The organism is Putridiphycobacter roseus (genome assembly GCF_003234935.1).
Lineage (GTDB): Bacteria > Bacteroidota > Bacteroidia > Flavobacteriales_D > Crocinitomicaceae > Putridiphycobacter > Putridiphycobacter roseus.
The window spans coordinates 21302-33994 of the sequence record NZ_QKSB01000004.1 but is presented as its reverse complement, the minus strand read 5'-3'; the positions used below and the strand labels follow the sequence as shown (position 1 = coordinate 33994).

16 protein-coding genes are annotated in these 12693 nt (G+C 37.0%); 1 reads left to right on the top strand and 15 read right to left on the bottom strand.

All coding sequences use genetic code 11. The features are described 5' to 3' along the window. Positions 1–69 precede the first annotated feature (69 nt). A complete protein-coding gene (locus DNU06_RS08040; protein ID WP_111062739.1) occupies positions 70–687 on the top strand; it encodes a TetR/AcrR family transcriptional regulator in 618 nt (205 codons plus the stop codon). Positions 688–861: 174 nt separating this feature from the next. On the opposite strand, the gene DNU06_RS08035 is transcribed toward DNU06_RS08040, so the two are convergent. From DNU06_RS08035 to DNU06_RS07965, 15 genes are all read right to left on the bottom strand, one after another. Continuing rightward, positions 862–1863, bottom strand: coding sequence for an NAD-dependent epimerase/dehydratase family protein (locus tag DNU06_RS08035; protein ID WP_111062738.1), 1002 nt, complete (start codon positions 1861–1863; stop codon positions 862–864). Positions 1864–1924: 61 nt separating this feature from the next. Next, positions 1925–2494 carry a Crp/Fnr family transcriptional regulator gene (locus DNU06_RS08030; protein WP_111062737.1) on the bottom strand — a complete coding sequence of 190 codons (570 nt, stop codon included), beginning with the start codon at positions 2492–2494 and terminating at the stop codon, positions 1925–1927. Between the two features lie 282 nt (positions 2495–2776). Continuing rightward, positions 2777–3214, bottom strand: coding sequence for an SRPBCC domain-containing protein (locus DNU06_RS08025; RefSeq protein WP_111062736.1), 438 nt, complete (start codon positions 3212–3214; stop codon positions 2777–2779). A 312-nt stretch (positions 3215–3526) separates the two neighbouring features. Next, positions 3527–4702, bottom strand: a complete 1176-nt coding sequence (locus tag DNU06_RS08020) for an alpha/beta hydrolase-fold protein (RefSeq protein ID WP_111062735.1) — start codon at positions 4700–4702, stop codon at positions 3527–3529. A gap of 56 nt (positions 4703–4758) precedes the next feature. Continuing rightward, a complete protein-coding gene (locus tag DNU06_RS08015; RefSeq protein WP_111062734.1) occupies positions 4759–5193 on the bottom strand; it encodes an SRPBCC domain-containing protein in 435 nt (144 codons plus the stop codon). Between the two features lie 117 nt (positions 5194–5310). Then, the gene (locus tag DNU06_RS08010) at positions 5311–5886 is read right to left on the bottom strand and encodes a Crp/Fnr family transcriptional regulator (RefSeq protein WP_111062733.1); all 576 of its coding nucleotides are present in this window, start codon (positions 5884–5886) and stop codon (positions 5311–5313) included. A gap of 45 nt (positions 5887–5931) precedes the next feature. Continuing rightward, positions 5932–6483 (bottom strand): DUF1572 family protein, encoded by a 552-nt coding sequence (locus DNU06_RS08005; protein ID WP_111062732.1) that lies wholly within the window; start codon positions 6481–6483, stop codon positions 5932–5934. A 96-nt stretch (positions 6484–6579) separates the two neighbouring features. After that, on the bottom strand, positions 6580–7038 hold the full coding sequence (locus DNU06_RS08000) for a MarR family winged helix-turn-helix transcriptional regulator (protein WP_111062731.1): 459 nt from the start codon (positions 7036–7038) through the stop codon (positions 6580–6582). Between the two features lie 25 nt (positions 7039–7063). Next, positions 7064–7489: a DoxX family protein gene (locus DNU06_RS07995; RefSeq protein WP_111062730.1), complete on the bottom strand. Its 426-nt coding sequence runs from the start codon at positions 7487–7489 to the stop codon at positions 7064–7066. A gap of 182 nt (positions 7490–7671) precedes the next feature. After that, the gene (locus DNU06_RS07990) at positions 7672–8550 is read right to left on the bottom strand and encodes an anti-sigma factor (RefSeq protein ID WP_111062729.1); all 879 of its coding nucleotides are present in this window, start codon (positions 8548–8550) and stop codon (positions 7672–7674) included. A 429-nt stretch (positions 8551–8979) separates the two neighbouring features. After that, positions 8980–9162 carry a hypothetical protein gene (locus DNU06_RS07985; protein WP_111062728.1) on the bottom strand — a complete coding sequence of 61 codons (183 nt, stop codon included), beginning with the start codon at positions 9160–9162 and terminating at the stop codon, positions 8980–8982. 63 nt (positions 9163–9225) lie between these two features. After that, positions 9226–9960, bottom strand: coding sequence for a flavodoxin family protein (locus DNU06_RS07980; protein ID WP_111062960.1), 735 nt, complete (start codon positions 9958–9960; stop codon positions 9226–9228). Between the two features lie 103 nt (positions 9961–10063). Next, the gene (locus DNU06_RS07975) at positions 10064–10915 is read right to left on the bottom strand and encodes a polysaccharide lyase (protein WP_111062727.1); all 852 of its coding nucleotides are present in this window, start codon (positions 10913–10915) and stop codon (positions 10064–10066) included. A 215-nt stretch (positions 10916–11130) separates the two neighbouring features. Further along, complete coding sequence (locus DNU06_RS07970) at positions 11131–12147, bottom strand: TQO small subunit DoxD (RefSeq protein ID WP_111062726.1); 1017 nt, start codon at positions 12145–12147, stop codon at positions 11131–11133. Between the two features lie 70 nt (positions 12148–12217). Next, positions 12218–12598: a hypothetical protein gene (locus DNU06_RS07965; RefSeq protein WP_146239191.1), complete on the bottom strand. Its 381-nt coding sequence runs from the start codon at positions 12596–12598 to the stop codon at positions 12218–12220. Positions 12599–12693: the final 95 nt, after the last annotated feature.

Here is a 12693-nt window from a genome sequence, read left to right as displayed (position 1 = left end):
TAATTTAGGTCAAAGTTACTAAATTATTTAACTTTAGGTCAATGTTACTAATTTTTATATCTTTGGGATATGAAAAATACCCGCGAAAAAATAGTGGATACTGCCTTGGATTTATTTAATGCACAAGGATTGGCAAAAGTTACCTTACGCACCATTGCCAAAAAAATGAATATCAGTCAGGGTAACTTGAACTATCACTATAAAAAACGGGAGGATATTATTGTGGCCTTGTACCATAGTTTGGTGGCTGATATGAATAAAAGTATGGCTGCCATTGGCCGTGGCAAAGTTGATTTAAAATTAATGAAGCAGCTTTCAAAAGCCATGATGCATAATGCATACCGATACCGTTTTTTCTTTATTGATTTTGCACAAATCATGCGAGACAATGACCCTATTAGAAAAGATTATAATGAACTGTTAGTCCTGAGGAAAATGCAGTTCAATGCACTGTTTAATAGAATGATGGAAGAAGGGGTGTTGAGACCAGAAAAATTACCAAATGAGTATGACAATTTATATAAAAGGGTACAAGTTTTTACTGATTTTTGGATGACTTCAGTTGAAATTGAAAGGACTTTACTAGAAAAAAAACTGATTGAAGAATATTTGGTGATTATGATGCAATCTATCTACCCATACCTCACAGAAAAAGGGTGTGCGGAGTATAAACTACTTGATTTTTGAATGATAATTGTTGATGTGTTGAAATGGTTAATGATTAATGGAGAGCGTGTGTCGTTTTAGAATTGAAATCAATGCTACCCATATCTTATGTTTAATTGAAAATAACAGCAAAGTACCCCATTATTTGGTGGTACTTCACTGTACTATTTTAAGCTGTGATTTTATGCCTGCATGTTACTTCTTCCAATCGTTTTTTATATAACGCATTGCATCTTCCAAGGCTAATTTTGAAGGCGTGGGATGGTAGTCTAATTCTTCTCTTGATTTACGGATGTCATAATCCTGTTTTAAGCCATAAAACATGTCTATATACTGTCGCTGTAACAAGGGCTCTTTTCCAGTGATTTTGCTGCCAAGCTCCATTAGACTTGCAAGGGTGTACAATAAAAACTTAGGGACTTTTTTAGGCGTTTTTAGTTTTAATTCAGGGAATAGGTCTGTAGCTATTTTTACAGTTTCTTGCATTGAAGTATGCTGCTCGTTTGACAAAATATAACGTTCTAAATTTCGGCCTTTTTGCATGGCTTTGTAAGTGCCTAAAGCAACATCTTTTACGGCTACCCAATTTAAAGTAACATTGGTGTCTATTGGTATCTCGCCATTTAGGACCTGTAACACTAGGTTGTTGGAATAACTCAATTGATGAGCTTTAGCACCAATCATGGCTGAAGGTAAAACAACAACAGTTCTAATGCCATATTCTTTACCCAGTTTCAATGCGAGTTGATCGGAATCGTTTTTAGAATTGTAATACCAATTCCTGCGGTCTTTATTGTACCCATTGTCCACACTTGCAGGCAAACGGTTAAAGTCTAAAGATGCTACTGAACTGACATAAACTATGTTTTTTATACCACATTCATGCGCCATGTCAAAAACATTCTGAGTGCCTTGCATGTTATTGTCATAGATTTCCTTTTTCGGGTCTTTTGCCCACATGCTAAAGTTTGCGGCAACGGCATACAAATTTGTGACACCTTGAAAGGCTTTTTTTAATGCGGTCCTGTCTTTTAGATCGGCCGTTACAACTTCACAGTCTAGTCCTTTGAATGGCGCATTGTTATTAATATTCCTTACCGTAGTTCTTACCTTTTTATTTTCTGAAAGTAATAATCTAATTAAGTTATTTCCTAAATGTCCGTTTCCTCCGGTGACTAATGAAATTTCTTTGCTCATTTTTTAAATGTTTTGTTTGCGCAAATTTCAGGAGGTTTTGCCTATTTAAAAATAACATTTGTTAGAAAGTAAGTTGTTTGCGTATGCGGCTTAAAGATTGTGGCTCCATTCCTAAGAAAGAGGCGATATTTTCAATGGAAACATGGCGCGCTAACTTTGGAGACTGTTCAACAAATTTAAGGTAGCGCTCTTTGGCGGTCAACAATTGAAAATCTTTGACGCGTTCCAATTTACAATTTAAGTGTTCGTTGGTAATTTCATTTACAAAGTCTCCCCAAAAATGGGTCTCATTTTGTAAAATATCAAAATCCGATTTAGCCACTTTCACCAGCTTACAATTCGTAACAGTTTCGTAATAATCTAATGAAGGGGTTTGGGTCATAAAACTCTCTAGAGAGGTGAAAAAGTCGTTTTCTATGACCAGGTGTTGTACTACAATTTTTCCATCCATATTTTGATATCCCTTTACAATTCCTTCGCTTAAAAAATAGATATAGCGTTCTACTTTTCCTGCCGATAAAATAATAGTTTGGGCAGGTAGTTCTTCAAATACCAAGTACTTTTTGACAAAATCAATATCTTTTTGATCAATACTGATGCGGGACTTGATATAATTAATTAGGTTTTCCATTGTTTAATTGTACTTCAAAATTTTTATTAAAACCATTATTGACTTTAGGCTTTAAAGTTAACCAATTCAAAGTAAATAACGCACTTGATTGCACTGCGGGTAAAAACAGCTATGAGTTGGTTTGAAATAAGCAGCTGAAAGTATATTTCTTCATTTGAAATATTTTGTCCTGCCTAATTACTTTTATTTACTTGCAGCTCCTTTAAAGTTATTGCGAGGATTTGCGATTGATTACTATGGGTTTGTTAGGCGAATGGATTTGTTTTTAAATCAACAACATTTTTATTTTCTCATAAATTCATATGCTCCTTTACGAAGTGATATACCATACTCTAAATAGGCTTTTAAACAGGCCAGAAAATTTGCCCATCCACCAGTATTATTAATCAACCATTTTAGATTTTCATCATTTAAGTCCTTCCCGTTTTCGGTTACGCGTACAATGGTACTTTTGTCAGGAAGGGCTTCTAAAACTATGTTCACCACTGTTTCTGGGTCCCAAACAAAGGAAATGGAACGGTTTTTTTCTAACTGGATCTCTGTTATAGGGTATCTGTCCGGAAATTCAGCAAATTTCCACAGCAACTCCCCTCCAGTTTCCAATGGTCCGCTACTTTCTGAAATAAAATATTTGGTCATTTTGGTGGGATCTACAATCCCTTCAAAAACTTCTGCTATTGGTTTTTGAATTTGTAAAGTTGCTTTGCTGATCAGTTGCATATTGAATTTGTTTTATTTAGTCTGATGGGTCGTTTTTTCCATTCTAAATATAGTTAAAGTATTTTCTTACGGCTGATAAATGTAAATGATTAATCGCATTTAGTAGAAGGCTAAGCGCTGTATTATTTAGGTGATGCACTAGGTTATAATATTATATAGTGTAGCTACTGAAATCGTTAATTGTTTAATGCATTAAATGATGGAGAAGTAGGAGGACAGTATGATTTGAACAGGCGAGCAATGACCAGTTGAAATTATTTTATTATTGGACAAAGTGCGTTGCCTTCATTGGTTTCTTTTTTATGCTACTTTTTAATTTTCTTGCTTAGGCAATTTTGACTGTAAGTTGTCCAATTCTTTCATGAGCTCTGCTTTTTCTTCACTTGAATAGATGGCAGTTGTTTTTAATCCTGCCAAAAACTTTGCTTTACTGCTTTCGGTATTTTGTTTTAATGCATTTTGTGCTTCCATAATATAAAGGTAAGCTTCGGTAAAATTAGGATATGATTTCAACATGATTTCCCAGGCTTGTATGGCTTTTTCATATTCTTCTTCTCCAAAAAAGTACCAGCCTTTACCATTTAAAATACCCAATGAAAAAGCGAGTGGAGCACCATAATGTTGCGTAATTTTTTCAGCTAGCTCATTCATAATGGACAGGTCCTTTTGTTCATTTGAAAAATAGTCGGCTTGAATGAGCGACCAGGTTTCAAATATTTCATACAAGGCTGGCGCAATGGTTAATCCTGGTGTTACATTGTGGTCGGCAGATTTAAAAAACACCCCTTTTGCATGGACCATTGGATGGTTTAAAGATTGTAACGTTTGTTGCATGGATGCATAGTCGGCTGGATAATCATTTCCGATTCCAAAGCGGTAATATTTATGGGCTTTTAGTTGCACTTCACTCAAAGTTGCAATGGAATCCGTTAAATCCACATTTTTCTGCGTGAAGAATGGACTGAGTGAAATGACTGCGTTCAAGTCGTGAATTCTTGAAGAAAACATAGCTGTGGTAAAATAGCCATATCGAGAATGACCGATCAACATTCTAAAATTTTCGGCATGAAAATGTTTTTCCGCCATGGGGATCAACTCATCAAAAATAAACTGTTCATTGGCCAAAGCGGCACCTTTTTCATTAGAAGCGAGGTGAAGTGTTTCCTTATATCTATTGGCTTCGTCAGAGGATACACTGATCACCACGGAAGCTGGCATTTGTTCATTGCTGGTCAAATAGTCAATGGTATTGATGATGTATTGATGGCTCCTTTGATTTTGACTGTCAAAAATGATAATTAAAGGAAAACTTTGTACTGCGTTGGCTTGCCAATCAAAAGGCACGGTCACACGAATGTCTTTGTCAAACCCTAAGTGGCTTGAGCGAAAAGTACTGTCTAAAAGTGTTTTATAGCGTTCGTATTCTTGCGCATACAAATTGTTATGGATAAAAATGAACAGTATAAAAAGTTTTAATAATTTTCTCATCACATTGATTTCTATAAAAATAAGAAAATAATGTCAAATTACTGAAAACCTGATTATTATTTTTCAGCCAAGGCTTTCAATGCCGCATTCATGGCAATAAAGCCACCTTTGGTATTGTTGTTCAATTGTTTTTTAATAAAATGAACTAAGATACCCTTAAAGATTTCGTTTTGATGAAATATGGTACTCCCATCCGCTTGTTCAACGAGTTCAAACTGGTGTTCTCCATCAAAAATTCCCGAAATGAATAGTTTGCCCAACCAAGTGAGCTGCTTTTGTTTTTCGAGTGTCAAAATGGTCGGTTTAAAGGTCATTGCTTTGGCGTCTACCGGAGCAATTTTTGCTACTAACTTTTCACCAACGGCCAGTTTTCCTGCTAGGGATTTAATGAAAGGATTCCATGTTGGGTAAGCTTCAAAATTATTGAGTATTGCCCATATTTTTTTGGGAGAAGCTTGAATGTGGATACTTGTTTTTAGGATAAAGGTCATAGTGTTAAGTTTATTGAAACAAATATCAATTGGATATTCGCAGCTGTTTGTACTGTTTTATTGTCGGTACAAATATCCCACACTAATTTTATTTGACGCTTGACATTTATCAAGAAATCAATTGGCAATTTTTTTTCTAATCCTACTGAATGTTTCTGGGGTCATGCCTAACATAGAAGCAATGTATTGTAAGGGCACTTCGTTAAATAGGGCGGCATTATTTTCGAAAAACACCTGGTATCTTTCTTCGGCACTCATGGATAGATGAGAAAAAATACGGTCCTCCATCATGGTAAAACAACGTACAATAAACAATTTTTCCAATAAGTGCCATTCGGGAATTAAGCTGCCTATTTTTTCGTAGTCCGCTTTGCTGATCGAATACATTTCGGTATCCACCAAGGCTTGAATGTCCCAACGTGCCGGACTGTCAAATACCAAGCTCGATAGGTCGGTAGCGAATTGTCCTTTGGTAGTAATCCATTGGGTGACTTCCTTGTCGGCTGTTTGTACAAATACCCTTAAAAGTCCAGACTGTACAAAACTTAATCGTTCTGATTTTTTGCCTGCTTTCAGAAAATAGGCTCCTTTTTTGATACTGGTCAATTGAAACAAATCACTGATGGCTTTTATTTCCTTGGGTCTTACTACGCCAAAGTAAGTACTGATATAAGCTTCCAATTCGTTGTTCATCTGCCAGTGTATTTAATGACGAATATAGGACATTTAAAATTGTTTTTACAAATCATCCGTAAAGTGTTTGCGCTGTTTGGGCTTGTCGAACTTCTCTTGATTGTAGTCCTTTGATTTTCCTTTTGGAATGGACAGGCTGTGCCATTTTTGATTTTGAATAATTTTACCGATAAACACAATTTGTCCAATGTGGTAAGCGTAGTGGGGGAGTTGGCGGTTGATGGCTTCGGTAACCGTGTGTCCCATGTTTCTGATGTAGACTATTTTTTCTAAATCGACTTCGGTCAGTGGGTTGATGGCTTCGAATAAGCATTGCCAACCCGCTTCCCATTGTACCATTAATGCTTCCTTTTCTTTTAGGTCATTGTCGAACTCTTCATCCCTTTTTCGCCAAGTTTTTTCTCCGTCCTCGTCCAAGAAGTTGGTCCAGCGAGAAAGCATATTTCCATTTAAATGTTTTACCAACATGGCTATGCTATTACTCTCTTCGTTGAGCTGCCATGCCAGTTTGTCGCTGGGGACTTGGGCTATGGTTTTTTCGCCAAGCGTTTTATAATAAGTAAATTGTTTTTTAACACTTTCTAAATAACTGTCCATATTTACATTTGCGCCAAATGATATTGGTCTACCATCAAATATAAAAAATATTGACTTTTAAATGGATGGCCATTTGTAATTAAATGGACGGGGAGCTTATTGATTTGATTTACTTCCCAGAATATGGACTAATTTTTTCAAGGTCTTTTGGAAGTTCAAGAGCTCAGATTCTGAAATTTCTTCGCCTTGGAATGAACCCATGATTTGCGTGGGAATAGTTTGTGCTTTTTCCTTCATTTTTTCACCAGATGGGGTCAAGGAAACCATGACGGTTCTTTCGTCGGTCTTTGATCTTTTTCGCACTATGATTTTTTTGGCTTCTAAGCGTTTTAATAGCGGAGTTAAGGTATTTGACTCCAACAATAACTGTTCACCAATTTCGCTCACCGATTGTATTTGGTGTTGCCATAAGATGAGCAACACCAAATATTGCGGATAAGTAATGTCCAGTGCCTTTAAATAGGGGGCATAAATTTTAGTTGTCAGCCTAGAGGCAGCATACAAAGGAAAACACAATTGGTTTTCGAGGTATAAAACGCTAAAATTATTTTTCATGTAAAGGCAATTATAGGTTAAAAGCTTATTTGTTTTTTCTAAAATTAATTAAGTATTTTAAAGCGCCGGTCGACCATAAAGCCCATAAGATTAATACCGGTTGGAAAAATAACCTAATCAATCTTTTACGGTCTGTATCCAAGGAGAATGCATCAATGTGGTTGGTGTATTGCGAAATGTTACCAGGGAAAATTAAGACATAAAATAGTGCCAATGCCAATCCTACTTTTACCTTGTGTTTCATCAAAAATATCATGCTTAATCCCAAGGTAATTTCTACTACGCCTGACGACAATACGACAAAGTCCATAAAGTCGGGGTCGGTTGGTAACCAACGGGGGACTTGAGCGATAAATTCGTCTCTTTGAAAGGTTAAGTGGCCAATTCCTGCAGTGGTCATTAAGGCACCTAAAAGTATTCTGAATGCGTTTTGAATTTTGTTTGTTTTCATATTAATATCTTGTAAGATTATATCGTGTGCGATACAAATGTACTACAAATTATTAAAAGTCAAATTAAATTGAATTGTTTTTTTTAGTTGCATGCTGTAGCGTCGACTTATCCAATACAAAAAAATCCCCCAACAAGAATGTTGGGGGACTTTTACTGCTGAATCGTTTGTATTTTTTTTACCTATCGTGTAGCAGTTCCGGTAGGATTTGTATTGGCAGCATTGTTACTCATGTCATAAGCTGTATTATTTACAGCAGTAGTTGACACAGTAGCTACCAATGGTTTTAATAAGAATGGGTTTGCACTATTATCTGGACTAGGTTCTACAGAAACTACAATTGTTTTTCCTGCTAAATCAGTTGGGAAAGTCAGGCCACTTGGCGCGTTAATTAAAAAATCTTCTCCAGGAAATGCTGGTGCACTGGCCAAAGTACTACTAAATGGAGCGCTTGCATCAGCGCCGGTTGCTGACAAGAATGTTCCTGTAGAAACCGGTGTGCCGTTTATGACAGCCCAACCTTCGTAATTCCATCCTGCAGGTAATGTTGGTAAGTCAAGTCCCGCTACTGCAGATCCTGAACGATTGTCGATAAACCATACCCCACTATTTTCGTTGTTCATGGCACCATCTGTTGGTGTAGCCAATAAGTAAGCGCCATTTGATGTGGTAAAATCGTTGCCAATTGCAGCTTCATGCCCAATGGTTAAGGTTGCGTTTTCTCCTGAAAATTCTCCTCCTAATATATGAATAGCGGATGGTTTTGGATCCGTATCGTTTGCCGGTTCAATGGTCAATACAAATGTACTTGCATCTTCTAAATCCTTTTGATTCACCTCAAATGTTGTGGTCGACATTTCTCCCGCATCATTTACCTCAAACACACCTGTAGAAATGGCATCCCCATCTACAATAATCCATCCTTCGTATTTGGCAGTACTGCCTAAGTTTTCTAATCCGTTTATATTTAAAGCAAGGTCAACTGACTTGTTTTTTTTACAGCTTGTAAATACAAGACCAATGGAGAGGATAGCGAGTAAGGTAATTTTCGATTTTTTCATTTTTAAAATTTTATGATTTGCCTATTTTGTCGCAGGTAATTTACCTTAATTACAAGCCTGTGTGACTTCTTAACTTAGGTTACTTTAATGGGTATTTTGTAAGGAATACTTTTTTTGCATTGCGCTTCCTTTTAAAGGCCATAAAATATACGGCTTGCGAAAAGGGTAGGGAAGTTTAAGTAAATGGTCGCAGGAACTGTGCTTTGCGGCTGCTATACCATTTGAGTATATGGTTCCAATTTTAAAGCTAGAAAACTTATTATTAAAACCTGTGCAATACTTGACCTTGCCTATTTTATTAGAGACTGCAGTCTCGAAAAACCAGGAAATATAGCAAGGCTTTAGTTTTAACAACTACCGGACTTGCTTGGCTACAGGGGATGGAAAAACACTTTGGTTTATGATTAAAAAAAAGTCAAAACTTGCGCATTATTCAGGCTTGGCTTGGGCTTCCATTTTTGCTTCCATGCGCGTTAAACGGGCATTTAATTCCTGTAATTGGTGGAGGATTAAAATGTGTGTTTTTTTCGCGTCAATTCCTACGGGACTTTGGTCGCTGTGTATTTCTTTGGCAATGGCTTCGTAGGTGGCTTTATCTATTTCAAAATTCATGTTTTCGTATTTTTAAGTGCTTAATTTAAGTTTAATTCCACAGACAAGCACCATAAAACTTTCTTATCTATACTCCGGATTTTCAAATTCCCACCTGCTGCCGTCATCCCATTCTTTTCTCGAGTTGCCAAGGTTTGGATAACCACCATTGTCTTTAAGCATTTTAGCCAAATGCATGAGGTTGTAAGTCATAAACGTGGTGTTTCTATTGGTAAAATCACTGTCGTATCCCAAGGGTGGATCAATTTTTTTACCTTGCCATTCCTTGTCGCCATAACTCGGACCAGGACCTACAGCACCAATCCAACCTGCATCAGCTTGGGGTGGAATAGAGTAGCCTACGTGTTGTAAGGCATATAAAATACCCATGGCACAATGCTTTACGCCATCTTCATTTCCGGTGATGACACAACCTCCTACTTTTCCATAAAAAAGGTATTGACCCTTTTCATTGGTCTGCCCACTCATGGCGTATAAGCGCTCAATTAATTTTTGTGCGACAGATGATTTTTCGCCTAACCAAATGGGGGTGCCGACCAATATGATATCGGCGGCAAAAATGCGTTTAAACAAAGCAGGCCATTCGTCTTTTTCCCAATTGTGCTCGGTCATGTCGGGATAAACACCCGTTGCCACTTCATGGTCCACCAATCTAATTTCATCTACTTGTGCGCCTTCCTTTTCCATGATACTTTTTGAAAGGTCCATGAGTTTTTGCATATGACTGGTTGCCGGTGATTTTTTTAAGGTGCAATTGACAAAGACAGCCTTTAAATTATTGAAGTTCTTTTTATCCATCATTCATGCTTTTGTTACATGGATAAGGTATGAAAAACAAGGGAGATATAAAAATGAAGACGGACTTATGTTTTGATCGGTCGCTTAATGTATGGCGGAAAACTTATTCTGACCAAATGCGAACGTCATCATAATACAATTGATTGGTGTGCGGTATGGTTGGGTTGCGGTACAAGCCAAATTTAAAGTAATGTGAGGCCTTGTTCAACATATTGGCGCCATAAATTCGTCCATCCGTAAATTCAGTGTTATTCATCCAAACCTGTATAAAACCATCATCACCCTCCGACCATTTTATTTGAAATTTTATGTTGTTCCATGTGCCTTTTTTAATTTCATGAATGGCAATTGCTCCTTCACCATAGACGATACTGATGGTGGAAACCTTATTCCAAGCAGTATTAAAACCATGCACAGCTGTTGCCTTAGAATCGTTGCGTAATGCCTGATAGTTTTGGTCGGTACTGTCAAAGTAATTGTAATAAATGGCAATGGGTGGTGAAGCATTTTCTCCAGTGTAATTTTCCCAAGTTTCACCTTCGGCAAAAACAGGTTGATGGTGCCATTGCCCCAATACTTGCCAATTGACTTTACCGTCCGCATCATTTAATGCCACATCTTGATAGTTTTCGGGGATAAAAAAACTGTATTGGTACCAGCCAATATCTCCTTCCACTGCATTTTGGTCAAAGGTCAATTCGGCTCTATTTCCGCCAGCAACATTGCTGCTTGGCGAGACCGTGAATTTTGCGGATTGAAATCCTTCACTCATGGTGTCGACACTGATCACAATGTCATCTTCTGCACTTATTTCTCTATTGCCTCCCATTTCGCCCCAATCTTCCAAAATGCTTTCAAATCCAAAGGTAATGTTTCTTATAGGCAGCTTTTCTTCCTTTTTCTTGCAAGAGAAAGTGAATAAAGTAAGCATTAAGAGGATTGATAATATTTTCATGTTCGGGAATGTTTAATATCAATAGTAAATATAATGATTATTTATAAACTACACGGTGTGGCTATACCATAGTTTATGGCAGGAAATAGCATGTTCCAATTTTAAAGGGTAGTTTTTAACCTGCTTTAAACGCATGCTCCATATTGACTTGTTTTTCGATTAAAAAAACGACTTTGATGCAAGACCAAAGTCGCCGTTTGTAAGGGGTGATTTAATTATTTTTGCAAATTTATTTCCCAGAAAGCTCCACTGATGTCCGTTAGTTTTAAAGTGTAAGTTCCGCTGGATAGTTCATTTAATTTTGGACTGTTCAACCTGATGTTTGCCTTTGCACCCAAGGGAGCGATTAGGCTATGTTTTCCTGGTTTTACTTTGGCAACATAATAGTTTTCTATGTTTGCTGGATCAATTGCTGCCAAGGCTTCCGGTGTATAATTTAAAACTGCCTGACCTTTTGGATCGCTTAATTCAATATTAATAATCCAAGCCCCATAAACATCAACCCCTTCGGTTCTGTACAGGTCAAACGAAAGGGTATTGGCTTCCATTTTTGCCGCTGTTAATTCTATTTTTGGCTTCACAGATTTGTTGTGTAAGGTACCCCAAACGCCACCGTGAAAAACTTGATTGGTCATCAATGTCATTCCAAATATAAATATGGACCCTATTAATACCACTTTTGGAAAAATACGGTCTTTTATCGGTAAAATACCAGAACCAAACCAAGCAAACCACTTCTTTTTACTGATGGCAAAGTTATTTTTTATCCAGTAATTATCTACCGAGTATTTGCCACTCCCTGTTAAGAAAAGGACAAAACCAGCGGCAATACCCAATATCCCAATTTGCCATTCATCTAGACAAGTGGTTCCAATCCAACCCGAACCGAGTAATATTCCCATGGCCAAACCAAAGACAGCAACACTCATTAAACGGGTAAATAGACCAAACATGATCAACAAGCCGACGATACCTTCTATAATGGTAAAAATTACCATGTTAAGCCATAAAAGGTCTGGGTTTTCTACCAAGTACTGAATAATGGGTTTAATGCCCAAGGCATTTGGTAAAAAGTGGTTGAATTTTTCGCCGATATATCCAGCGACTTCGGGATCTAATTTATCCGCTAAAACTGTTCTTCTCCAAAAGGCTGAAAAGTAGGTCCAGCCAACGACTAATCTCAATGTCAAAGCCAACAGCCCAGCATCATTTTTTATTTTAATATTGTTCATTTTTCTAATTTTATCTATGTATTTAAATCCAGTTTTGTATGCTGGACGACATTTCTGCTAAAAAAAACGGTTATAGATAAACTTTGAAATTTTGATATAAAATGAAGTAGGGGACAATGGGAATTTGATATTCCTTTTTTTGATAGGCAGTAGGGACAACATACTTTTTTGCGTCGCTAATAGCAACAGGTACTTGCTTTTTAACGAGGCCGATTACCTGTACGCGATTGACCGTAATATTTGAATGATTAATCGCGGCATCTTCTTCCACCACTGCACAAGATGAAGTATGGAATGTTGTTTTACTTAAGTTACTCACTTCCGTTTGAGGCAAGGAAAATTTTGCTTGAATAAAGTTTCTGACTGCACAAGGAGAAAGCAACAGCAATAGTATTAACCCTGCGATAGCGAAAATAGATTTACTCCTTTTTATGTCTTGACTTTGTTTCAAGTGACGAACTTAATCATTAATGTACAGACCAATGTCCATTTTATTCTTAATAAAACTTAATAAATTAAGCATTGGATGAAAGATTGCTTTCAAAA